23 protein-coding genes and 1 pseudogene are annotated in these 23548 nt (G+C 64.8%); 11 read left to right on the forward strand and 13 right to left on the reverse strand.

The window, feature by feature from the left end:
* Positions 1–269 precede the first annotated feature (269 nt).
* Entirely contained in the window at positions 270–1061 is a 792-nt protein-coding gene (locus HB681_RS31995; RefSeq protein WP_213958925.1) for a hypothetical protein, read from the forward strand.
* A 193-nt stretch (positions 1062–1254) separates the two neighbouring features.
* Here HB681_RS31995 and HB681_RS32000 read toward each other — a convergent pair whose 3' ends face one another.
* Positions 1255–2058: a GntR family transcriptional regulator gene (locus tag HB681_RS32000; RefSeq protein WP_213958926.1), complete on the reverse strand. Its 804-nt coding sequence runs from the start codon at positions 2056–2058 to the stop codon at positions 1255–1257.
* Positions 2059–2154: 96 nt separating this feature from the next.
* On the opposite strand from HB681_RS32000, the gene HB681_RS32005 reads away from it, so the two are divergent.
* The 4 genes from HB681_RS32005 to HB681_RS32020 are packed head-to-tail and all read left to right on the forward strand — an operon-like array spanning position 2155 to position 6721.
* Positions 2155–3609 (forward strand): MFS transporter, encoded by a 1455-nt coding sequence (locus HB681_RS32005; RefSeq protein ID WP_213958927.1) that lies wholly within the window; start codon positions 2155–2157, stop codon positions 3607–3609.
* Between the two features lie 42 nt (positions 3610–3651).
* Positions 3652–4386 carry a Sua5/YciO/YrdC/YwlC family protein gene (locus HB681_RS32010; protein WP_213958928.1) on the forward strand — a complete coding sequence of 245 codons (735 nt, stop codon included), beginning with the start codon at positions 3652–3654 and terminating at the stop codon, positions 4384–4386.
* A gap of 12 nt (positions 4387–4398) precedes the next feature.
* Positions 4399–5541, forward strand: coding sequence for a TauD/TfdA family dioxygenase (locus HB681_RS32015; RefSeq protein WP_213958929.1), 1143 nt, complete (start codon positions 4399–4401; stop codon positions 5539–5541).
* 1 nt (position 5542) lies between these two features.
* Positions 5543–6721: a PrpF domain-containing protein gene (locus tag HB681_RS32020; RefSeq protein ID WP_213958930.1), complete on the forward strand. Its 1179-nt coding sequence runs from the start codon at positions 5543–5545 to the stop codon at positions 6719–6721.
* 19 nt (positions 6722–6740) lie between these two features.
* On the opposite strand, the gene HB681_RS32025 is transcribed toward HB681_RS32020, so the two are convergent.
* The 4 genes and pseudogenes from HB681_RS32025 to HB681_RS32040 all read right to left on the reverse strand — a co-directional run.
* Positions 6741–6899: a hypothetical protein gene (locus HB681_RS32025; protein ID WP_213958931.1), complete on the reverse strand. Its 159-nt coding sequence runs from the start codon at positions 6897–6899 to the stop codon at positions 6741–6743.
* Positions 6900–7065: 166 nt separating this feature from the next.
* Positions 7066–7260, reverse strand: a complete 195-nt coding sequence (locus HB681_RS32030) for a hypothetical protein (RefSeq protein ID WP_213958932.1) — start codon at positions 7258–7260, stop codon at positions 7066–7068.
* Between the two features lies 1 nt (position 7261).
* A complete protein-coding gene (locus tag HB681_RS32035; RefSeq protein ID WP_213958933.1) occupies positions 7262–7561 on the reverse strand; it encodes a hypothetical protein in 300 nt (99 codons plus the stop codon).
* 726 nt (positions 7562–8287) lie between these two features.
* Positions 8288–8718: pseudogene (locus HB681_RS32040) on the reverse strand (transposase); the annotation flags it as partial.
* A gap of 38 nt (positions 8719–8756) precedes the next feature.
* Between HB681_RS32040 and HB681_RS32045 the strand changes: the two are divergent.
* Positions 8757–9473 carry an IS6 family transposase gene (locus HB681_RS32045; protein ID WP_213958934.1) on the forward strand — a complete coding sequence of 239 codons (717 nt, stop codon included), beginning with the start codon at positions 8757–8759 and terminating at the stop codon, positions 9471–9473.
* Positions 9474–9616: 143 nt separating this feature from the next.
* Here the strand turns inward: HB681_RS32045 and HB681_RS32050 are convergent, their stop codons facing one another.
* Genes HB681_RS32050 through HB681_RS32085 form a run of 8 tightly spaced genes read right to left on the reverse strand, consistent with a single transcriptional unit; the run spans position 9617 to position 16525 of the window.
* Positions 9617–10834: a porin gene (locus HB681_RS32050; RefSeq protein ID WP_213958935.1), complete on the reverse strand. Its 1218-nt coding sequence runs from the start codon at positions 10832–10834 to the stop codon at positions 9617–9619.
* 31 nt (positions 10835–10865) lie between these two features.
* On the reverse strand, positions 10866–11618 hold the full coding sequence (locus HB681_RS32055) for a glucose 1-dehydrogenase (protein ID WP_213958936.1): 753 nt from the start codon (positions 11616–11618) through the stop codon (positions 10866–10868).
* A complete protein-coding gene (locus tag HB681_RS32060; RefSeq protein ID WP_213958937.1) occupies positions 11612–12790 on the reverse strand; it encodes an acyl-CoA dehydrogenase family protein in 1179 nt (392 codons plus the stop codon). The genes HB681_RS32055 and HB681_RS32060 overlap by 7 nt, the downstream gene beginning before the upstream one ends.
* Before the next feature lie 18 nt (positions 12791–12808).
* A complete protein-coding gene (locus HB681_RS32065; RefSeq protein WP_213958938.1) occupies positions 12809–13888 on the reverse strand; it encodes a phosphotransferase in 1080 nt (359 codons plus the stop codon).
* On the reverse strand, positions 13885–14688 hold the full coding sequence (locus HB681_RS32070; protein WP_213958939.1) for a TauD/TfdA family dioxygenase: 804 nt from the start codon (positions 14686–14688) through the stop codon (positions 13885–13887). Before HB681_RS32070 ends, HB681_RS32065 begins: the two co-directional genes overlap by 4 nt.
* Before the next feature lie 18 nt (positions 14689–14706).
* Entirely contained in the window at positions 14707–15678 is a 972-nt protein-coding gene (locus HB681_RS32075; RefSeq protein ID WP_213958940.1) for a zinc-binding dehydrogenase, read from the reverse strand.
* A gap of 31 nt (positions 15679–15709) precedes the next feature.
* Positions 15710–16072, reverse strand: coding sequence for a hypothetical protein (locus HB681_RS32080; protein WP_213958941.1), 363 nt, complete (start codon positions 16070–16072; stop codon positions 15710–15712).
* 3 nt (positions 16073–16075) lie between these two features.
* On the reverse strand, positions 16076–16525 hold the full coding sequence (locus HB681_RS32085) for a hypothetical protein (protein WP_213958942.1): 450 nt from the start codon (positions 16523–16525) through the stop codon (positions 16076–16078).
* A gap of 157 nt (positions 16526–16682) precedes the next feature.
* Here HB681_RS32085 and HB681_RS32090 point away from each other — a divergent pair, with 157 nt between their 5' ends.
* Genes HB681_RS32090 through HB681_RS32110 form a run of 5 tightly spaced genes read left to right on the forward strand, consistent with a single transcriptional unit; the run spans position 16683 to position 23500 of the window.
* Positions 16683–16988, forward strand: coding sequence for a UxaA family hydrolase (locus HB681_RS32090; RefSeq protein WP_213958943.1), 306 nt, complete (start codon positions 16683–16685; stop codon positions 16986–16988).
* Complete coding sequence (locus tag HB681_RS32095; RefSeq protein WP_213958944.1) at positions 16985–18139, forward strand: UxaA family hydrolase; 1155 nt, start codon at positions 16985–16987, stop codon at positions 18137–18139. Before HB681_RS32090 ends, HB681_RS32095 begins: the two co-directional genes overlap by 4 nt.
* Positions 18140–18147: 8 nt before the next feature.
* Positions 18148–18837: a GntR family transcriptional regulator gene (locus HB681_RS32100; RefSeq protein ID WP_213958945.1), complete on the forward strand. Its 690-nt coding sequence runs from the start codon at positions 18148–18150 to the stop codon at positions 18835–18837.
* 22 nt (positions 18838–18859) lie between these two features.
* Positions 18860–19891, forward strand: a complete 1032-nt coding sequence (locus HB681_RS32105; RefSeq protein ID WP_213958946.1) for an Ldh family oxidoreductase — start codon at positions 18860–18862, stop codon at positions 19889–19891.
* A gap of 39 nt (positions 19892–19930) precedes the next feature.
* The gene (locus HB681_RS32110; RefSeq protein WP_213958947.1) at positions 19931–23500 is read left to right on the forward strand and encodes an indolepyruvate ferredoxin oxidoreductase family protein; all 3570 of its coding nucleotides are present in this window, start codon (positions 19931–19933) and stop codon (positions 23498–23500) included.
* Positions 23501–23548: the final 48 nt, after the last annotated feature.

Here is a 23548-nt window from a genome sequence, read left to right on the forward strand (position 1 = left end):
ATTGCAACTGTCGGGGGATCAACTTCTAACGTTCGAGGGCTGTCACGCGTCGACCAATTGCAGAGGTATTTCAGCACCCTGCTAGGGTCGTTCCAGGTTGATTGCGATCTTCTCTGATTGCAATTATCGGGAGGTTTGATCGCGGCAAGACACCCGGATACCGCCATCGCCGGCCCATGAAGCAGACGGACGATGCGGGCCGCAAGTGCGAACGACCCGTCTGATCGGCTATGTTGTAGCCCCCGCAGCCAACTTGCTCAACGACAAGAATGTCCACGCAATACGATCCGTACGACTTCATTCGTAGCCTGACCTTCGAAAGTGCTATCAAGTGGCGGGACCTCTATGGCCCCAAAGTCCATGTGGACCCGAAGGTGGAGCCCTTTTTGCGCCAACGAATCTACCGGTACATGCCGCCCGAAGTCGAAGCGTTGCGGCTCCTTCGCGATCACACGATGCGCTTCGACCACCCCTCGGTGTGGTCGAAGAAGGGCGACAAGTTCGAGGGGTACGTGGCGAAGAAGCTATTTGGTCGCGGGTCGCCATTCGAGCGGATGGCGGTCTACGCGAAGTGCTTCACTTTTCACTATGCGTCGGAAGCGTTTTGGCGAATCAACAAGAACCGGGTACGACTCGACTTCACGAGCCTTCATGACCTGATCCTTTGCTTGCGCGATGCGACGCTCGCAGATGGCGGCGGGCTGCCTCCGAAGCTATTCGTGGGGCGCGTGCGATATATGCAGCCTGAAGCGATTCACGATGCGATCGACGACGAACTAAGCGGGCCCCGCGCGTCACTGAGCAGGTATGCCGCAGAATCCATTCTGATGAAGCGCATCGGGTTCGGACATGAGAACGAGGTGCGAATTTTCTACGTGAATGACGGAGCGTTTGATGGAGACGCGTTGGACGTGAAGTTGCCCGCCAGACCGCCAGTTCGCGGGCTCGCCTTGATTGATCCATATATGCGGGGCGGGCTGGCATTGGACAAGATTAAGAAGGACCTTGCGCCCTACGTGAATGCGCGGCGCTCGGCGTTCAACTTGGACCCCGACAGATAGCAGCACCTCCCGAGGCGCACGGGTACAAGAGTGGCGTAGGTTGCCTTCAAGGCTGACTTGAATTTCCCAGTTGGGCGTGGATGCGCTCCATCTGCTCAAGGGCACGACGCTCCCGTGTTTCGTGCTCCTCCAACAGCTCGGACGCCCGCTCTTTCAGCCGACCGCGAAGTTGTCGGTCGCGGGGCGCGGGCGCTCAGGCGACGTCGTGCAGCAGCAGGCCGGCGTTGAGCCCGTCGATGTGCTCGGCATCGACATCCATCACCAGACGGGTTCGCTGTGGCGTCGACCAGACCGTCATGAACTGTATGGGAACGTCGTCCCGGCGGTGCAGCAGGCGCTCGACCTTCAGCACCGCCGAATTCACTTCGACCTGCAGCGCCGCGGCGACGACCGGATCGGCCAGCGCGGCATTCACCTGTTGAACGACGCGGCCCAGATTGTCGCCACCGGCGATCAACTCATAGAGCGGGCGTGAGCGCAGAGCCTCGCGCGTGACCGAAGCCGCCACCTCCTGAGGGATCCAGGCATCCAGCAGCATGACCGGCAGGCGTGATCTGGAGCGCACGCGCACCACGTGGAGGGCGCTCGCGGAAGTGTCGATGCGCAGCGCCTGCGCAACCGTGTAGGGGCAGCGCTGATGGTCGAGCGAAAGCACCTTCACCGTGGTCTCGGCCGACTGCCGGCGCAGATCGTCGACGAATCCGAGATTAAGCAGCTGGTTCGGCGCCGGTTGCTCGGCCGTCACGAAAGCGCCGGCGCCTTGTTCGTTGCGCACCAGGCCTTCGGCTTCCAGGTCGGTGAGCGCGCGGCGCACCGTGATTCGCGACACCGAGAACTGGGTACAGAGCGCGTCCTGCGTCGGCAGCTTGTCGCCATTGCGCAGGCGGCCGGAAACGATCTGCTCCTTGAGCAGGACGAAAAGCTGCCGATGCAGCACGGTGCCGTTGGCAGTCAGCTTGATCGCTCTTGTCGTCATCGACGGCAAGTGTGCCAGCAAAGCCGAATGGTCTTGCCAGCCGATTCATGGTCATGTTGTAATGTACACATACCAAGTTAGGGATCCACCGAAATTGGTCCATCAGGAGACAAGCCGATGAAGTCCGCAGCAGCAGCCCTGCGCGAAAGCGCGCCAACCGCGACCCCCGCCGCCGGCGCCGGCGCCGTTCCAGGAGGCGTTCCGATCTCGACTGCGCGCGGCGGGACCGGGTCCGAATTCACCGCGGCGCAGCGCCTCGACCGCCTGCCGGAGACACGCTTCCATCGGCGCATGGCGGCCATGATCGGGCTCGGCCTGTTTTTCGACGGCTTCGATCTGTACATGGCGAGCGGCGTCATGGTCGCGCTGGCGTCGATCGGCTGGTCGGACATGCAGTCGAACGCCTACTTCGCTTCCGCAGGCGCCGTCGGCACGTTGATCGGTGCCTTCATGTCGGGCTGGCTCGGCGACCGCTTCGGCCGCAAGTTCACCTTCCAGTTCAACCTGGCGCTGTTCGGCATCACATCGCTCGCCGCGGCCTTCGTGCCGTCGATGAACTGGCTGATCGCGCTGCGCTTCCTGATGGGCATCGGGCTCGGCGCCGAGATCGTGGTCGGCTACGCGACCATCTCGGAATTCGTTCCGCCGCGTTCGCGCGGGCGCTGGGGCGCGGTGCTGTTCTTCCTCGCCACGGCCTCGCTGCTGGCCTCGAACGCGATCGCCTACCTCGTCATCCCGACTCTCGGCTGGCGGTGGATGTTCGCCATTGCGGGGCTGGGCGGGCTGTGCGTGTGGATCATGCGCAAGAAGATGCCGGAGTCGCCACGCTGGCTGGAGTCGGTCGGACGCCTCGTCGAAGCGAGCCGTATCGTCGACGAGATCGAGGCCGAGGTCATTCGTGAAACCGGCCGACCGCTGCCGATACCGGCACGGGCCGCGGTGCTGGCACCGACCAGCTTCCGCGCCAGCGATCTCTTCAGGCCGCCGATCCTGCGCTCGACCATCCTCGGCATCGTGTTGAACATCGTGGCGCTCAGCGCGCTCTACGGCTTCATCATCTGGCTGCCGACCTTCTTGATGAAGCAGGGCTTGTCGGTCGGCGCGTCGCTCGGCCACACGACCTTGATTTCCGCCGGCAGCCTGGTCGGTGTCTTGCTGGCCGGATTCATCGCCGACCGTTGGAGCCGCCGCAAGTGGATCGCCAGCGCAGCGGTGGTGGCGGCGGTCTTCGGCTGGTGGTATGCCAATGCCGGTTCGCTCAACGCAACCACCGCCGTCGGCGTCTGCCTGATCGCGGCCATGTACTTCGGTTCGACCGTCGGCTTCTCGACCTATGTGCCGGAGCTGTTCCCGACCGAACTGCGGTTGCGCGGCACCGGCATCTCGAGCGTCGCCGGGCGCGCCGCATCGATCGTCGCGCCGCAGGCCGTCGCCGCGCTGTTTGCCTTCGGCGGGGTCAACGCGGTCACTTACACGATCGTCGCCTTGTTGCTGGCGCAGGCCGTGATCGTCGGATTCCTCGGCCTGGAGACGACGGGCCGTTCGCTCGACACACCGTTCGCCGGTCATTGACCCTTCGCCAACCCTCCGGAAAGAAAAGGAAAAGGATTTCCCATGACAAGACTCGACATCGCCGGCGACGCCCGCCGCACCATGGATGCCATCAAGCAGGGCGGCATCGCGATCGTGCCGAACGACACCGGCTATGCGATGTGCGGCGCCTCGATGGACCCGCTGCGGCGCATCTACGACACCAAGCGCCGTGGCGGCCACAAGCGCAACGCGATGGCGGCCGACCTCGAGACACAGCGCGAGCTGCACACGCTCGACCGCCGCGCCCAGCAGATGGTCGAGGCCATCGTGGTCGACCACGACCTGCCGCTCGGCGTCATCGGCAGCTTCCGTGCCGACCATCCGCTCTTGCGCAAGCTCGATGCCGACGCGGTGCGCGCCAGCACCGCGGTAGGGACGATCGGCACCTTGCTCAACGCCGGCGCATTTCATGCCGAACTGTGCCGACTGAGCCGCGAAGAGGTCGTGCCGCTGTTCGGCTCTTCGGCCAACCTTACGGGCACCGGCACGCGCTTCCGGGTCCAGGACATTCCTGACGAGTTGAAGCGGATCGCAGACGTCACCGTCGACTACGGCCTGCGGCGCTATCACATCTATCGCCGTGCGGGCACGTTGATCAACTTCGACACCATGCAGGTGGTGCGCATCGGCGCCTGCTACGAGCTCATCTCCGGCGTGCTCAAGCGCTGGTTCGACGTCGAGTTGCCGCCCGATCCGGGCGTGGATGCACTGCCGTCCGGCCACTTGAACGAGTTCGCGCTCAAGGACGTCGAATAGACAGGAAGACACATGACCACCGGTACGATTTCCAAGGCGCAAGACCCTGCTGCCGGCAAGCGCCCGCCGGGGCGCGATGCCTCGGCCTGGACTGTGCACGACCTCACCATCGATGCACGCTGGATCCACCCGCTCGATGCCGAGGACCGCGCCGACCTGCTGACCGTGCTGCGCGCCGGCCATCGGCCCGGACAGCCGCTGCTCGACTATCGGCGGCGTGACTTTCCTTTCGGGTCGCGCGTGCTCGCCAAGCTGAAGCGCGCCTTCGAGGACGCGCTCAACGGCCGCGGCGTCGCACTGGTCAAGGGCCTGCCGCGCGAGGGCGTGTCGCCCGAAGAGTTCGAGCTGCTGACCTGGGCCATTGGCCTGCACGTCGGCGTCGCGCGGCCGCAGGACAAGCTGAGTCGGTACATCAACATGGTCAAGGACGTCGGGGCCGATTACCGGAGCCCGACCGGGCGCGGCTATTCGTCGCGCGCGCAACTCGATTTCCATATCGACGGCGCCGACATCGTCGCGCTCAGCTGCTACAACCAGGCGCCCGAGGGCGGCGACAGCATGTGCACCAGTTCCGTCGCCGCCTATCGGCAGCTGCTGATCGAGCGGCCCGATCTGGCCGAGGTGCTGCGCGAGCCGTTCCCGTTCAGTCGTCAGGGCGAGCAGAAAGAGGGCGAGGTCGCGTTCCGCCAGACGCCGATCTACGACCTGCGCGGCGACAACGTCTTCTGCGGCTGGAACCGCAATCGCGTGATCAACGGCGCCAGGCTGCCGAACGCGCCCGAGATCAGCGCCACGCAGCACGAGGCGATGGACTCCCTCGACGAGATCCTGCGCCGTCCGAATCTGATGTACCTCATGCGTCTGGAAGCCGGCGACCTGCAGTTGCTGAGCAATCACACGGCGCTCCATTCACGCACCGAGTTCCGCGACGACGAGGCCGAGGACAAGAAGCGCACGCTCTACCGCCTCTGGCTGTCGATGCCCGACGCGCCGCCGCTGCCGCCTTCGCTGGCCGCCTTCTGGGGCGCGATCGAGCCCGGCATCGTGCGCGGCGGCATCGAGGGGCATCACTACGACGACGCCTGCCAGCGCTTTGACTCGGCGCAGGCCGAGGCGATGGGCATGCGCTTCGATCCGCAGGGGATGGGGCTCTGACATGGCCGGCGAGACCGACGGAGTCCTCGATTCCGAACAACAGACAGCCGTGCGCTGCGTGCTGATGCGTGGCGGCACCAGCAAAGCGTTGTTCTTCCATGAGCGCGATCTTCCGGCGCCCGGCAGCGCCCGCGACCGGTTGCTGAAGCGGGCGATGGGCACGCCCGACGTGATGCAGATCGACGGCCTCGGCGGCGCGCGCCTGGTGACGTCGAAGGTCGCGATCATCCGGCGTTCGGCTCGCGACGATGCCGACGTCGACTACACCTTCGGTCAGATCGACGTCGATCGCGACGGCATCGGCTATGACGGCAATTGCGGCAACATCTCGTCGGCGGTCGGGCCGTTCTCGATCGACGAAGGGCTGGTCGAGGCGGTCGCGCCGGTGACGACGGTCCGGATCTGGAACACCAACACCAAGAAACACCTGGTCGCGAAGGTGCAAGTCGCGAACGGCAAGGCGCGCGTGGCGGGCGACTGCCGCATTCCCGGCGTTCCGGGCAGCGGTGCCGAGATCCTCATGGACTACACCGGCACCGTCGGTGCCGCGACCGGCCGCCTGCTGCCGACCGGCGAGGTTATCGACCGCATCGCGCTGCAGGACGGGCGGGTGGTCGAGTCCACGGTCTGCGACGTGGCGAACCCGTGCGTCTTCGTCGCCGCCGCCGATCTGGGTCTGAGCGGCAGCGAACTGGCGCCGGCGATCTCGGAGAACGCGGTGCTCGTCGCCACCATCTCCGAGATCCAGGCCAAGGTCGGCGAGCGGCTGGGCTTCTGGGCCGACTGGACGAAGATCGACCGGCCCGGCCTGCCGCTGATGGTGATCGTGGCACCGCCGGCCGACTACATCGACGCCAACAGTCAGATCCAGCCGGCCAAGTCGATGAGCCTCCGCGCGCGCCTGGTCTTTCTGGGCAAGTGCCACGACAGCATGGCCGGGACCGGATCGATATGCACGGCGGCAGCGTCGCGCATCCCGGGGTCGGTGGTGCAACGGCATATTGACAGCGCCAACATCGCGAGCGAGTCGCTGCGGATCGGCCATCCGCTCGGCGTCATGTCGGTGCGGGTGGAGGCCGAGCCCGGCGCCAGTGCGGCCGAGACGCGCTACCGGGCGCTCGGGCTGGCCCGTACGGCGCGGCGCCTGATGGCGGGCGAGGTCTACGTTCCGATCGACTGAGCCTCTGCCCCGGACAGTCCTACGGCGCCAGCACGCAGAGCGCCACGATCTCGTCCAGCGAGTCTGCACTCTCCAGCGCCATCACCCGCTCGACGATCCGTTCGGCCTCCTCGGGCCGGATCGCGCGCGTCGCATTGGCCATGAATTTGGCCTTCAGCGCGGAGAAAGGCAGCGGCACGTCCGGAGTACCGAGGCTCGCCGCCTTCCGGCAGCGCAGCCGCTCGCTTCTTGGCGCTGACGGGATGGGTACCTAACCTCACATGCCCTGGACTTCCTCCTCCGAACGCGGCCCTGCGGCGGGGGGCACACGCCGACCGGGTAGCATCGCTGGCCAACGAAACGGCTCATTCGCCCTTGAGCCTCTTGACGAACGCCGCGCCGGTGAGCAATTCCAGTTGCGCCTCCAGGCGAATGACTCGCCCGGTCAAGTCCTCGATCTTCTGCTGCTGAGATTTCATCGCCTCCGCTTGGCGATTCACCTTGTCCTCGAGCTTCACCATCGACGTCAGCGCGCCCCAGACCCTGTCGGTGATCCCCATCTCACGCGACCTTGCGTTGCGCAGTCTTGGACGCCTTTGCTTCCATGGCGGCGATGCGCTGGTTGCTCGCAGCGATGAAGTCGAGCGCATCATCAATCGCCCGGCCCGCGCGATCGGCTGCGGCCTTGGCTGCATCTGCAAGCGTACCCAGATCTGCGTCGGACTCCGACGCTTCGTACGCGAAGGCGCCGCGTCTCATCAATTCGGAGACCGGCAGGTCCAGCCGCTTTGCCTTGGCCGCGATCGCTCGCTTATCCTGCGGTGTGGTCTGCACCACGATTCGCTCGACGGCAGTTGCCATGATCCTGCTCCTGGTTGATCTCATGTACATGGACATGGTATGGACATCAAGCTCCTGCGTCAAGCGCCGAGCCGGGATTTGCTGCCAGGCGCATACGGGCCGTCGAGTTTCGCCGTGCGGATCGGTCCCGACGGCGAGGCAGCCTCAACAGCGAAACATGTCATGCTAGCGATTGTCCACCTGCCTCCGGGTGTAGGTACGGGACAACCTTTGGCAGTGGTCGCCGTTGCGCCATTGCTGCGCCGCAGACGGCTCGATCGCCAAGCTCGGCCAGTCGCTCGATGCGGCGGCGGGCTTGCTGTTGCGCGTCGTGTTCAGGCCCGTGTCACCGGCCGCCATGTCGGCGGTTGTATGGCTTGCTAACGCCCGGTTGTGTTTAGGGTTGTGGGATACCTGCCCGGAGACTGGCGCAAGTGATGCACGACACGACCGTAGGGCAGGTGTCGCACAAGCCTCGAGGGAGGAAACCGCGGAGGCAAGCCCAGCGCGCGTGTTCAGGGCGTGGAAGCTATGGGGATTCGGGCGTGCGCGGGTTGGTCCTTGGCTGCGGGTGACCGATATGCGCATACCCAGCTTGTCCGGATTGATCCTTCGCAGTGCTACGCCGCGCATGCTGCAATGCGCGCCAGCGGCTGCATTGAACTGATGGCTGGTGGCGGCACGCGTTGACCCCGCTGACGAGCGCACCGCTCATCGGCACCGAGTCCAGTTGGGATGTAGAGCCGGTCATGGCGGTGGGGGTGCGCGGATCGGCGCACTCTGAGCAAAGGTCTGCACGATGACCATGACGTGGCCGCAGTGTCGGCAGATGAAGGTGGGACGTACGGAGTGAAGATCTGTAGCGACTTCGGTGCTGTTGTCCATCTCGGTTGGCACTGGCACCGCATGCAAGAGTTCGCGCGCTGCCGCCAGACTCGCCTTGCGCGAGCCATTGGCCAATAACCCGTAATGGCGAATCGATGGAAGCCACCGGGCAGCACATGCAGCAGGAACCGGCGCATGAACTCCTGGGGCGACAGCGTCATGGCCTTGTAGCGCGTCTTGCCCTTGGCGCGGTAGTCCTTCCACCGGAAGCTCACGCCGCGCTCGTCCAGCGCAAGCAGGCGGCTGTTGGAGATCGCCACCCGGTGGGTGTAGCGAGACAGGTAGGCCAGCACGGTTCTGTCGCAGTAGGCCGACCGGCGAGAATGTCCCCATGGTCCCGCTGCACATCCAGTTGGCGAATTCGACGCTGCGCCGCGTGATCAAGCGGCTGCACTTTCCGCTGGAAGTGATGCTGGTCTGCGTACGCTGGTACGCGGCCTACCCATTGAGTCTGCGCCACATCGAAGAGATGATGGCCGAGCGTGGTGTGCTGGTCGATCACGCCACAGTGCATCGCTGGGCGATGAAGATGTTGCCGGGGTTGGCGGCGGTGCTGCGCCGGCGCAAGCTGCCGGTCGGTGCATCCTGGCGCGTTGACGAGACCTACGTGCTGGTGGGCGGCCAGTGGAAGTACTTGTACCGTGGAGTCGACAAGCTCGGGCAGACCGTGGATTTCCTGTTGACTGCACACCGCGACGTGGCTGCAGCCCGGCGCTTCTTCGAGCGCGCGATCGACCTACATGATGTGCCCGCAAGCATCACGATCGACAAGAGCGGCGCGAACACTGCAGCCGTTCGCGGTCTGATTGCCGACAGCGGCGCGGCCATCCAACTGCGGCAGTCCAAGTACCTGAACAACGTTGTCGAGCAGGATCACCGGGCCATCAAGAGGCGAACGCGGCCGATGATGGGTTTCAAGTCGTTCCGGTCGGCCACGAAGATCATTGCAGGCATCGAATCTATGCACATGATCAAGAAGGGGCAACTGGCCCGCCCCGAAGGCCAGGTCGTGTCCGCTGCTGAGCAGTTCTATAGCCTCGCCTTCTGATACCAGTGCCGCGCGTCGGCCTTCGTTCGCCACGACGTCCTTATTGCGACAGAGCCCCCCCTCGACCATCGCCGAAAGCGCTTCTCTGCCAACCCATAGCGGTTTGTTGCGCACTGCGTTGCGTCCTGACAGAGTCATCTGCATCAGAAAGCGTGACGCAGCCCGAGGTCATACCCTCGAGACGACTTGGCCTGAAGCGTGCCACCCGAGACAAACGGCACGCTGCCAACGGCGAGGTCGTAGCCGTTCTTGTTGCTGAGTTGCGCGTAGGTGGCGTAGAGGGCCGTGCGCTTCGACAGGTTGTACACATAGCCCACCGCCCACTTGCTGGCCGTCGGCTCGCCGGTGAGTTGTTGGATGACCCGGTTCGGATCGATCTTCACCTGCGAGTAGGCGGCTCGGATAAGACCGGGGCCGATGGGAACTGTTGCGCCGAGCAGATAGCCGGTCGCGCGCGGCGACGCGTTGATAGTGCCGACCGGTACGATTCCGTCGTTGTCGGTCTTCAGCCTGGCTTTAGAAAACTCCCCGAATAACTTCAGGAGGCCAAAGTCATACGAGCCGCCGAGATTGAAGGTATCGAGCCTGGTCGTAAGACCTGCGAAGTAGGAGTCAGCAATCGTGCTCTCCCCGTACGCAGCGGCCACGTCCAACGCATTGTTGGCATAGCCGAAGCGACCGCCCCAATATCCGCCCGCGCGCGAATTGTTCAGGACCCTCGGCGTCGTGATGCCCGGGTCGTACTTGATTTGCTCATTGAACGCGTACATCACCTGGCCGTAGAACCCCCCCAGATTCGGGGGCAGGATATAGCCGACCGAATTGCTGGCACGAATGTAGGTGCTGTTGGCCTGAAAACCGCTGACTGAGGCCCCGCTGCTGCTGAATCCGTTGGCGGTGGCAATGATGTTGGTGCCAACGCCGTTGGCACTGAAGGGATCGAAGATGAGGTCGTTCCAGAAGGAAGGCGTGTAGTCGCGACCCAGGCGCACTTCGCCGAAGCCGCCCGACAGGCTCACCGTCGAGCGGCGGTTGAAGTAGCCTGGCACGACAGGTGCTGAATTCGCCACGTTGCCACCGATCGTCCCGTCGTCGGGAAAGATTGCCGATTCGAGCCAGAAGGTGGCGGCCAGCCCACCGCCGAGGTCCTCCGTTCCGCGAAAACCGAGACGGCTCTGGTTGTATCCGTTGCTCGCCAGCACCTGGCGACTTGTCTTGGCGGTAATGCCCAAGGGCGTTTCCGACACGTTCTGGTAGCCGCTGACCGATTCATCGAGCACGCCGAACAGGGTCACGGACGACTGTGCGCAAGCCGTCCCGAGCACTGTCAGAGCAGCCAAGCCAACTAATGATTTTTTCATTGCGGGGTTCCTCGTGTTTAAAAAATACGCACTACAGCGAACTGACGAGATGTCCACCGTCGACGGCGAGAACCGTACCTGTCATGTAGCGCGATGCATTGGAGGCGAGCAGGAGCAGCGGCCCGTCCAGTTCCTCGAGTTGCCCGAGACGCCTGGACGGCACGCGCTTGATCAATGCCTGGCCGGCATCGCCCTGCCAGAACTCATGGTTGAGTTCCGTGTCGAAGTAGCCCGGCGCCAGGGCGTTGACGCGGATGCCTTCGCGGGCGAGCTCCAGCGCCATCGACTTGGTGAGCTGGATCAGCGCCGCCTTCGACACGGCGTAGGCGGACACGTGGCCGGCCTGCCGTAGTCCGAGGATCGACGCGACGTTGATGATCGATCCGCGCGTCTCCAGTGCTTTCATGCGCCGTGCCGCGGCCTGCGCGACCATCGCCGCGCCGCGCAGGTTGGTATCGAGCACGCGGTCCCAATCCTCATCGGTTTGGTCGAGGAAGGAGCGCGTGAGGGTGACGCCTGCGTTGTTCACCAGCACGTCCAGCCGGGGCATTGCCTGGATGCACGCGCGAACCTGCTCGGGTTGACTGACATCGAGTTCGAGCGCCTTGGCCTGGGCGCCGCCTTGCTTCAGTTCGGCGACCAAGGCCTCGAGCGCGGCAACTCGCCGGGCCGCCAGCACCACGCTCGCTCCCGAACGCGCCAGCAGGCGCGCGAAGTGGGCACCGAGCCCGCTCGACGCGCCGGTGACCAGGACCGTGATGCCCGACAGATCCGCTTTCAGCATGCCGCGTGTTCCTTCACGCGGCGCTTGATGCCCTTGGCCAACGACCAGCGGTGCACTTCCGAGGGGCCGTCGTAGATGCGGAAGGCGCGGATTTCCCGAAACGCCTGCTCCACCACCGAGTCGCGGGTGACACCCAGCCCGCCGAGTACCTGCACGCATCGGTCCGCGATCCGGTACAGCGCCTCGGACACGGCGACCTTGGCCATGCTGGATTCCTGGGTCCCCTTGGCCCCGCTGTCGAGCACACCGGCACACCAGTCAATCGTCAGTTCGGACTGCTTCAGGTCGATCTCGTTGTCGGCGAGCATGAATCCGACGCCTTCGTGATCGATCAACGGCTTGCCGAAGGCATGGCGGCGACAGGCATAGTCCGTGGCGATGTCATGCGCGCGGCGCGCGGTGCCCCACCAGCGCATGCAGTGCGTCAGGCGCGCCGGCGCGAGCCGCACCTGGGCGTAGTCGAAGCCTCGACCTTCTTCGCCGAGGATCTGGTTTGCCAGCACGCGCACGCGGTCCAGGGCGATGACGGCATGCCCGCCGGGCATCGAGTTGTCGATCGTGTCGAGCACACGCTCGATCGCGATGCCGGGACTGGCCATATCGACCAGGAACATCGTCGCGCGCTCTTCGGTGCGGGCCATCACGATGCCGAAGCCGGCACCGACAGCGCCGGTGATCAACCACTTCCGGCCGCTGATCAGCCAGTCGTTGCCATCGCGCACGGCCTCTGTCTTGAGCATCGAGGGATCCGAACCGGCGCCTCCATCAGGCTCCGTCATCAGGAAGGCCGAGCGCACCTCGCCCGCCGCCAGCGGGCGCAGGAAGCGCTCCTTCTGGGAGGGCGTGGCGACTCGCTCCAGCAGATGCATGTTGCCTTCGTCGGGCGCCATGATGTTGAGCGCGACCGGACCGAGCGGCGAATAGCCCGCGGCGCGGAAGACCGCAGCGGTCTGCAGGTGTGTGAGCCCTTGGCCGCCGTATTCCGCAGGCAATTGCGGCGCCAGCAGGCCGGCATTGCGCGCATGGGCGCGCAATTCATGAACGAGGTCCTCGGAAGGACCATGCCCGTGGTTGCGCGGGTCTTTTTCGTAGGGAATCACGGTTTCGCGCACAAAGCGCAGGACGTGCTGCGCCAGCTCCGCGCCGCAGGCGGAAGGAAGGTGTGAAGTCATGGATGTGTTGTTTGAGAGTCAGCCGGCTTCGCGTGTCGCGATCTCGGCCTGTTGCCACGCCAGTAACGCCAGCGGCTCGACGTTCGTCGCCATTTCGACGGCGCGTGCAGACGATGCGGTCCCGCGCAGCAGGCGCCCCTTGATGCCATGCAGGATGGCCGCGAGGCGGAACATGTTGAACGCGATGTAGAAGGCGTAGCCGGGAATGCCATTCCGCCCGGTGCGCCTTGCGTAGGCCGCGATGTAGTCGGCTTCCGAAGGCAGGCCGAGCAATGCAAGGTCCTCGCCAAGCAGGCCGTTCATGATCGAGGGCGGCAGCCGGTACATCATCGCGTGATAACTGAAATCCGCGAGAGGGTGCCCCAGCGTCGAGAGTTCCCAATCCAGCACCGCCAGGACGCGCGGTTCGGTCGGGTGGAAGATCATGTTGTCGCAGCGGAAGTCGCCGTGGGAGATCGCGGTCTCGTCGCCCGCGGGAACATTCTGAGGCAGCCATTCGACCAATCGGTCCATGTTCGGATCGCGGCCTGCAAGTGCGTCGTCCCGATACTGGCCGGACCAGCGCGCGATCTGCCGCTCGAAATACCCGCCCGCGCGGCCGTAGTCGGCCAGGCCGATCGTTGCTGGATCAATGCCATGCAGGCAGGCGATCGTTTCGTTCATGGCATCGAAATAGGCCGCGCGCTCGGGAGCGGGCACTTCCGGCAGGCGCGGATTCCAGAACACGCGTCCTTCTACGTGATCCATCACGTAGAACTCGGTACCGATCACGCCGCGATCCAGGCACAAGGCGTGCACCCACGGCACGGGAAAATCCACTTCCCGTAGGGCGGCCAGCGCGCGGTACTCCCGATCGATCGCATGGGCGCCCTTGAGCAGGTCACCTGGCGGCTTGCGCCGGAGCACGTAGCTGCAGCGAGCCGTGTCGACACGATAGGTCGGGTTCGATTGCCCGCCCTTGAACTGGCTGACCTGCGGCGTTCCGACGTCGTCATCGACATTCGCAAGCAGCCATTGCGTCAGGCGCTGCTCGTCGAAGCGAAAGGCTTCTCGCACGGGCTCGGCGTCCGGCGCCAGCGCGCAATCGTCGCGCTTCATTGCGGCGCTTCGCCTTCCATGGTGATGCGGTTGAGCACCCGCTCGGCTTCGCCATAGTCGTGAATGGCGTAGTGCATGGTGCATCGGTTGTCCCACATCACGACATCGCCTTGTTGCCACATGTGGCGATAGACGTTGTCCGGGTTCGTCGAGTGCTCGTACAGGAAGTCCAGCAGCGGCCGGCTTTCCTCGTCGGTCATGCCCTCGATGAGTTGCGCCGTCTCGCGGTGACCCACGTAGAGCGCCTTGCGCCCGGTCTCCGGATGGGTGCGCACCAGCGGATGCACGGCGGTCGGCAGGCTGGCCGCGTCAGCGCCCATCATGCGGCCCAGGCGCAGTCCGACGAACTTCACGCGCAGTCCTGCGAGCATGCGCTTCATCGTGGGCGACAGCCGTTCGTAGGCCAGGGACTGATTGCACCACATGGTGTCACCACCGTTGGGAACGGTCACGGCCGACAAGATCGAGATCTTCGGCGGGACCGGCGTGTAGCACGAGTCGTAGTGCCATGCCTCGGTCGACGCGGTCGCCTTGGGGATCTTGGTGACCTGCACGATCTCGGGATGACCGTCCAGGTGCTTGAGCAGCGGGTTGGTGTTCAACGGCTTGCCCCAGCGCCGGCCGAATTCGACCTGGGCTGCCGGCGTCAATTGCTGGCCGCGATAGATCAGCACGCAATGCGCGAGGAAGGCTTCGTGCAATTCGGCGAATGTTGCCTCGTCGATGGGACCGTTCAGGTCGACGCCTTCGACGCTGGCGCCAATGGAGCCGGTCAGTGGTGTTACTTTGAGCTTGGTCATCTGGTCTCCTGGTCTGTGTCAATCAATGGTCAGAACGATCTTTCCGAAGTGTTGGGCTTGCATCATGTAGGCGTGAGCTGCATGGATGTCGTCCAGCGCAAAATTGCTGTCGATGGCCCAGCGGACGCGACCCTCCTTCAGGAAGGGCAGCATGTCGCGCGCGCAGGCCTGCACGCACTGGAGTCGCTCCTGCTCGGAGCGTGTGCGGAAGGTGACGCCGATCAGCTTCAGGCGCTTGAGCCATAGCTGTTCCAGGTCGAGCTGTGCTTCTCGTCCGCCCAGTCTGGCAACGTTCACGTAGCGTCCGCCGACCGCCATGCTCTTGACGTTGGCTTCGAACACCGGTGCGCCGACCAGGTCGATGATTACGTCGACGCCGCGCTTCTCGGTTGTGGACATGACCTTCTCGACCTGCGACTCACGCGACGAATCGATGCCCACGTCGACGCCGAACTCCGCGAGGCGCGCAAGTTTTTCCGCCGAGCGGGACATCGCCATGACGGGGCGGGCCTGCCACAGCGACGCGATCTGCAAGGCTGCCCAGGCCACGCCACCGGATGCGCCGTTGACAAGGATCGACTCGCCCGGCTGCAACTGCCCATTGGTGATTACCGCATCGTGCGCGGTAATGAATGCATTAGGAAACGACGCCGCCTCGGTCCAGGAGATCGTCGAAGGCACCGGCATGATGGCCAGCGGATCTGCAAGGACGTACTGCGCCTGGCACTCGCGACCATGTCCCATGACACGGTCGCCCTCGCGCCATGCAGTGACTTCGCTGCCCACTTCGGCGACTTCGCCAGCGAACTCCACGCCGACTGTCATCGCGTCGCCGCTGCGCTTGTCCTTGGCCTGTGTGATTTCGCCCCGGTTGAGCCCGGATGCGCGTACGCGCACGAGCACCTGTCGGGGACCGACCGTGGGCCTGGCGATCTCTTGCACTTCGATGCGCCCCCCATCGGGGTGTGGAATGACTCTGACTGCTTTCATGAATTTCTCCGAGTGCTGTGGGTTGCCGGCATCACGCGGCGCGCGTGCTGGCGCGAATCGATTCGAGCAGCGACAGGGCCCGCTGTGCAGCTTCTCTGCCGCCCGCCTGCGCGCCTCGCACATAGGCAGGGCGCATGTCTTCGATGGCACCGAGCGCAGCGACCGCCTGCGGGTCGGCCACGCTCAGCCGACGCAACTCGTTCACGACGAGCAGGTAGGTGTGCATGACGTCTTGCGCGGGCGGCGTCGCGCCGAGCCGGTGCAGATGGGCATTGAGCCAATGCGAGCCGGCGAGCATTGCCGCCTCGATGATGATTTCGTGATCTTCCGGACCGCACTTGCGCAAGGATTTCTCGATGCGCAGTGCTGCCTCTTCATGTTCGTGGGGCTTCATGCCTTACTCCGACGGACAGCGGTGGTTCATGATGGCCAGGCATTCGGCGAAGGCCTGCTCGCATGCGTCGACGATCTCCCGCGTTGGCTTGCAGCCTTCGCGCACACAGGGATCGCGGTGCGCTTCGATGCGCTCCATCGCATGCATCATTTGGGTGACGTCCTCGGGCACCGGCGCCTCGATGACCGGACGCCCGACGTGCAGGATGTCGCCCAGCGCACCGAACCGCGGCACCAGGCCGCCATCGGCCTGCGGCATCAGATAGACACCCGGCTGCATTGCGTAGGCCTCCACCGGCTGCGTCACTCCGCAGTGGTGGAGTGCGGCATTGACCGCATGGGTGCCCGACAGCATGGTCGCCCAGAACCACAGCTCGAAATCATCCAGCGGGTCGAGCCGATCGCGCAGCTGGTTGAGCTTCCTTATCTTGTCCAAGTGACCTGAGATCTTCATGAGAGTTTGCCTTCGACGATGCGGCAACTGTAGTTGGCGTGTGAGTTCGAGTCAACAAGTCCTATATAGGACAACTACCTAGGAGTTCTCTCAAGTTCCTTCTTGCACAGTGGAGATGCACTGCTTATAGTTGCCATGTCCTATACAGGAGTCAAATATGCCAAGAAGCATCACCCTTCATCCCGCCGACAACGTCGCAACCTTGATCGATCCCGCTCGCGAAGGCGACACGTGCTTCCTGCAGGGCGAGGGTTCAGGTCAGGTCGTCGCGCGGCAGGACGTCGCGTTCGGCCACAAGATCTGCATATCGCCGATCCCCTTGGGGGCCAACGTGCTCAAGTACGGGCAAGTCATCGGTCGTGCCACGCGGGCCATCGCTCCCGGAGAACACGCGCACGTCCACAACTTCGATTCCGCTCGCGCTCGCGGCGATCTGGAAGAACGCCAGGAAACCCAACCATGACCAAGACATTTCTCGGCTATCGGCGCAATCACGGCGCCGCAGGCGTGCGCAACTGGATCGCCGTGATCTCGGTGATGGACAACTGCAATCCGGCGACGCGCGCGATCTCGCAGGCTGTGGGCGGAACCCTTCCCGTCACCACGCTGTTCGTGCGCGGCCAGTTCGGGGCCGATCTCGAGTTCGCGCTCGATTCGCTGGCAGGACTGGGGCGCAATCCCAACATCGCGGGCGTTCTCCTGGTGGGACTCGAAGAGTCGTCGACCGAAGAAGTCGCCCGTCGCATCCGTCCCACCGGCAAGCCCGTGGAGGTCGTGCACCTGCAGCCGAATGGCACGATCGAGTGCGTCGCGCAGGGAACGCGCCGGGCTGCACGCCTGGTGCTGCAGGCCTCGCAGATGAGGCGCGAGCCGTGCCCGATGTCGGACCTCGTGATGGGTGTCGAGTGCGGCGGCTCCGACACCACGTCTGGCCTGAGCTGCAACCCGACCATTGGACGCGTGGCCGATCGGCTGGTCGAGGCCGGCGGTACGGTCATCATCTCGGAGACCTCCGAGTTCATTGGTGCCGAGCATCTGTTCGCGGCCCGCGCGGTGGACGCCACCGTCAAGAAGGCCTTCCTGGATGCCGTGAAGGGCATGGAAACCATGGCCGTCGAGCGCGGCGTCAACATGCGCGACTCGCAGCCCGCGCCCGACAACAAGAAGGGCGGCCTCACCACCGTCGAGGAGAAGGCGCTGGGTGCACTGGCCAAGGCCGGCAAGAGCGCGCTCGTGGGCGTGCTGAGCTACGGCCAGCCCCCAGCGCGCAAGGGGCTGCACTTCATGGACGCGCCCTCGGGTGCTGTCGAGAACCTGACGGGTTTCGCCGTCAGCGGCTGCCAGCTGATCTGCTTCGGCACGGGTGTCGGCAACCCGATCGGCAACATGGTGGCGCCCACGATCAAGATCTGCGGCAACGTCAACACCGTGAATTCGATGCGCGACAACATTGATTTCGACGTCAGCGCAATCTTCGAGTCCTCGGCCCGGATCGCGGACCTGGGCGACCAGCTCTACGACTACGTGGCGGAGGTCGGATCAGGCACCCGCATCACCAGCGAGATCCTGAACATCCGGGAAACGGCGGTCAGCCGGTTCGAACGCAGCCTTTGAACTCCACCATGACCAAGCTTGAACGCGTCTCCGACGCCATCATCGAAGCCATCGAATCGGGCGCACTGCGCGAGGGCGATCGCCTGCCGTCCGAGGAGGAGTTCGCCGCACAGCACAGCGTGAGCGTGGGCACCATGCAGAAGGCGCTGGCGCGACTGGCACACGCGGGCCTCATTCGGCGCGAGCATGGGCGCGGGACCTTCATCTCGGGAAACAAGGTGGCCCCGGCCGACGTGCGACACCTGCGATTCCTCGACGAGCAAGGCCATCCGCTCACGTCCTACGTCCACGCGAATGGCATCAAGCGCATGAAGCGCAAGGGACCCTGGTCGGATTTCCTCGAAGGCGAAACTTTCGTGCGCATCGATCGCACCATCAACGTCGGCGGCAAGTTCGACCTCAGCAGCGAATTCTGGTTGCGCGAGGAAGATTTCGAAAAGCTCGGGGTGGAGCGCCAGGATCTGGAAAGCAATCTGCGCGAACTGCTTCTGCAACGACTGGCCCTTCCGACGCTGCGGGTGGATCAATGGATCCGCTTTGCGCCGCCCACCGCCGCTGCGATCCGCTCGCTCGACCTGGACCCGGAGCAGCCGAGCTTCCTGATGGAACTGCGCGGCTACACGCTCAGCGACAAGCCCCTGTACTACCAGGTCGTCTGCGGCGGGCCCTTCTCCGAGCGACTGGTGATCGTTCGCTAGTTCCACATCCCGATTGCACTTCATGACGACCCGTTCCATCGAATCCCTGACGGATTGGACCGCCCAGATCCTGGAATCCTGCCAGGTCGCGCCGGACGACGCGCTGCTGGCAGCCCAATTGCTGGTGCGCAGCGAGTTGCGTGGATACGCGACCCACGGCATGACGCGCCTGCCATCCTATGTCGAGCGCCTGCTGGCCCAGGACTTCAATCCGCACGCGCGCTTGCAGCATCGCTCGTTCGCCGGCGGCGTCGTGCTCGACGCAGACGGTGCCATGGGCCAGATTGCGGGCGCGCACGCCGTGCGGCTCGGGTTGCAGGCGCTCGAGCACAGCGCCAGTGTTCTGGTGGCCGTCCAGTCCTGCGGTCATATGGGCGCGCTGGGAGTCTACGCGCTGCTGGCGGCCGAAGCCGGCGCGATGTGCCTGGTCGGGCAACGCACGCCGCCACTGCTCGCAATGGAAGGCTTCGCCGGCGCGGCGATCGGCCACAACCCGATCGCGTTCGGTTGCCCCGCACAGGGCGAGCCAGCCATTGTCTTCGACATCGCCTGCAGCGTCGCGGCGCGTGGGCATGTGCTGCTGGCCGATCGCGAAGGGCGCGACATTCCTGCGGGGTGGGCGCTCGATCCTCAAGGGCGCCCAACGACCGACCCCAAGGCGGCGCTGGCCGGCTCGCTGCTGCCCATGGGGGGGCACAAGGGCATCGGCATTGCGATGATGGTCGAGTGCCTGGCCGGCGCCCTGGCGGCCACCGCCGAATCCTTTGCGCCGGAATGGCAGCACGTGCCGGCTTCAGGTGCCATGGGCCGGCAAAGCGCCTTCGTCTGGATGGTCAAGCCGCAGGCCTTCGCACCGCAGCCGATGCTGGCCGACTACATGCACCAGTGGATCAACCATTACCGGGATTGCGGTGGCGAGCACGCGCGCCTGCCGGGGCAGCGCGGTGCCGAACAGGAGCAGCGTGCGCACCACAAAGGCATCGAACTGCCTGAGAGCCTGACGCGCGAACTGATCGCACTCGGCACGCGTCGGCAATTGGCTTTTCCCGCCTGAGCTTCCATCCATACAAGACATGACCAGCGAGATCTCCCCATGAACGCACCGGTATCCAAACTGCATCTCGAAGCGCTCGAGAAAGTGACCCTCGACGATCGCTACACCCTGAACACCGGCCGCGCCTTCATGAGCGGCGTGCAGGCCTTGGTGCGGCTGCCGATGCTGCAACGCAGGCGCGATGCAAGCGCCGGCCACAACACCGCCGCATTCATTTCCGGCTACCGCGGCTCCCCGCTGGGCACCTACGACCAGGCACTGTGGCAGGCCAAGAAGCATCTTGCCGACAACCACGTGGTCTTCAAGCCCGGCGTCAACGAGGAGCTCGGCGTCACCGCCGTATGGGGGTCGCAACAGCTGGAGTTCGATGCGGCGAGCAAGAACTACGACGGCGTGTTCGGCATCTGGTATGGCAAGGGGCCCGGCGTGGATCGCAGCGGCGACGCGCTCAAGCACGCCAACCTGGCCGGTACCGCGCCCCTGGGCGGTGTGATCGCACTGGCCGGCGACGACCACGTGTCCAAGAGCAGCACGCTGGCGCACCAGAGCGACCATACCTTCATGGCCTGCGGACTGCCGGTGTTCTTTCCGTCGAACGTGCAGGACATTCTCGATCTCGGCGTGCATGCCTTCGCCATGAGCCGTTTCAGCGGACTGTGGGCCGGCATGAAGACGGTGCAGGAGGTGGTGGAATCGGGCGCCTCGGTGCTGACCGATGCCGAGCGCGTGCGCACCGCGCTGCCAGAAGACTTCGCCATGCCCGAGGGCGGCATCCACATCCGATGGCCTGACGACCCACTGGGTGCCGAGGCGCGAATGATGGAATTCAAGTGGCCGGCTGCATTGGCCTACATCCGGGCGAACCGGCTCAATCACAACGTGGTGGCGGGCCAGAACGACCGTCTGGGCCTCATTTCCAGTGGCAAGGCCTACAGCGACACCCGCCAGGCGTTGCTCGACCTGGGCTTGGACGACACGACATGCCGCGCGCTCGGCATCCGGGTGCACAAGGTCAACGTGGTATGGCCATTGGAGCCGGCAAGCGTGCGCGAGTTTGCCCACGGGTTGCGCGAAGTCCTGGTGGTCGAGGAGAAGCGCCCGATCATCGAGCAGCAACTCAAGGATGAGCTGTACCACTATCCGCCGCAGCATCGCCCCGTCGTGTTCGGAAAATACGACCATGCGGAAGGCGCCGGTGGCGAATGGAGTCACAGCCGGCCCGCCGAAAGCTGGCTGCTGCGCGCCAAGGCCGACCTGTCGCCCGCACTGGTGGCAAAGGCCATCGCCCACCGTCTCAAGCTGCTGGGAGTGCCTGCCGACGTGGCTGCACGGATGGACGTGCGATTGGGGGAGATCGAGGCGAAGCAGCGGTCGACCGCGCAAGGCGACAGCCGTGGTACCGACCGCCTTCCATGGTTCTGCCCCGGTTGCCCGCACAACACCAGCACACGCGTGCCGGAAGGCTCCATCGCCATGGCCGGCATCGGCTGCCACGGTATGGTGACGTGGATGGATCGCTCGACCACCTCCTGGACCCAAATGGGTGGCGAGGGAGTGCCCTGGATGGGGCAGGCGCCATTCAGCAAGCGCAAGCACATGTTCGCCAACCTGGGCGACGGCACTTACAACCACTCGGGCCTGCTCGCCGTGCGCCAGTCGATCAATGCCGGCGTCAACCTGACCTACAAGATCCTCTTCAACAGCGCCGTCGCCATGACCGGCGGCCAACCGGTGGACGGCGGCCAGCTCGACGTGCCGGCCATGTCGCGCGAACTGGCGGCCGAAGGTGCGCGCCAGATCGTCGTGGTGACCGACGAGCCCGCCAAGTACGAGGGCGTCACCAACCTGGCCCCGGGCGTGACCATCCGGCACCGCGACGAGCTCGACACCGTGCAGCGCGAGCTGCGCGAAGCGGAGGGCGTCACCGTGATCATCTATGACCAGGCATGCGCGACCAAGAAGCGTCGCGAGCGAAAGCGCGGCACGATGGTCGACCCGGCCAAGCGCGTGGTCATCAACGAGCTCGTGTGCGAAGGCTGCGGCGACTGCTCGGTGCAGAGCAACTGTCTCGCGGTGCAGCCGGTGGAAACTGAATTCGGTCGCAAGCGCAAGGTCAACCAGGACACCTGCAACAAGGATTTCTCCTGCGTCAAGGGCTTTTGCCCGAGCTTCGTGACGGTGGAAGGCGGCCAGCTCAAGAAGCCGGTCGCCGCTGCCAAGGGCAAGGCTGCCGTTCCTGACGCCATCCCCATGCCCGAGCTGCCGGACGCCACCACGCCTCGACGCATCGTGGTGGCGGGCATCGGCGGCACGGGCATCGTGACCATCGGCGGCGTGCTCGGCATGGCCGCGCACCTGGAAGGCAAGGGCGTGATCACGCAGGATGCCACCGGCATGGCGCAGATGGGTGGTGCGACCTGGAGCCATATCCAGATTGCCGCCAGCCCGGACGCGCTGCATGCCAGCCGCGTCGACCTCGCCATGGCGGACCTGGTGATCGGCTGCGACATGGTGGTCGCCGCCAGCAAGACAACGCTGGCCACGATGTCGCGCGAACGGACCTTTGTGGTCCTGAACAGCCATCTCACGCCGACCGCGGCCTTCGTCAAGAACCCGGATTGGGATGCGCAGGCGGATCAGGCCGTTGCAAGGATCGCCCAGGCCGTCGGCGAGGGCGCGCTGGCCAGCCTGCATGCCGAACAGGTGGCGACCCAATTGCTGGGCGCGTCGATCTACGCCAACCTGCTGCTGCTCGGCTATGCCTGGCAAAAGGGCAGGGTCCCTCTGTCCCATGCGGCGCTGATGCGCGCCATCGAACTCAATGCCCTGCAGGTGGAGAATAACAAGGCCGCCTTCGAATGGGGACGCCTGTGCGCACATGACCTGTCCAGGGTGCCGCTGCGGACAGCCGATGCCCAGGTGATCCAGTTCACGCGCAAGCCATCGGTGAGCGACCTCATCGGCAAGCACGCGGAATTCCTCACTGGATACCAGAACCGCGCCTACGCCGAGCAGTATGAGACTTTCATCGCCGGTGTGCGCAAGAGCGAATCAATCGTCGGCAACGCGCGCTTCACCGAGGCGGTTGCCCGTTCGCTGTTCAAGCTGATGGCCTACAAGGATGAGTACGAGGTGGCGCGGCTGCATACCGGCGCGGCCTTTCGCAAGCAGATCGAATCCATGTTCGAGGGCAAGGTTCGCCTAGTGCATCACCTGGCTCCGCCCATGTTCGCGAAGAAGAATCGAGATGGCGAACCGGTCAAGGGCGAGTACGGTCCTTGGATGCGCAGTGCGTTCGGTCTCTTGGCCCGGCTCAAGGGCCTGCGCGGAACGGCCTTCGACCCCTTCGGCTACACGGACGAGCGCAGGCAGGAGCCGGCGCTCATCCTTGAATATCGAATCTGCATCGAGGAGCTGCTGGCCAAGCTGTCGGCGCACAACCTCGACCTGGCGCTGGAAATCGCCAGGATCCCGGAGGAGATCCGCGGCTACGGCCACGTCAAGGCGCGCAATGCCGTTGCTGCGAGGTCCAAGTGGGGCCGCTTGATGGCCCAGTGGCGCGATCAGGCGTCGCAGCCGCAGGACAAGAAGGCTAAAGCCGCGGCCTGAACCCATTCATCCCGTCGAAGCTTTCGATGGCCGGGACACCGGCCATGT

Source organism: Variovorax sp. dw_954, assembly GCF_018449755.1.
Classification (GTDB): Bacteria; Pseudomonadota; Gammaproteobacteria; order Burkholderiales; family Burkholderiaceae_C; genus Variovorax.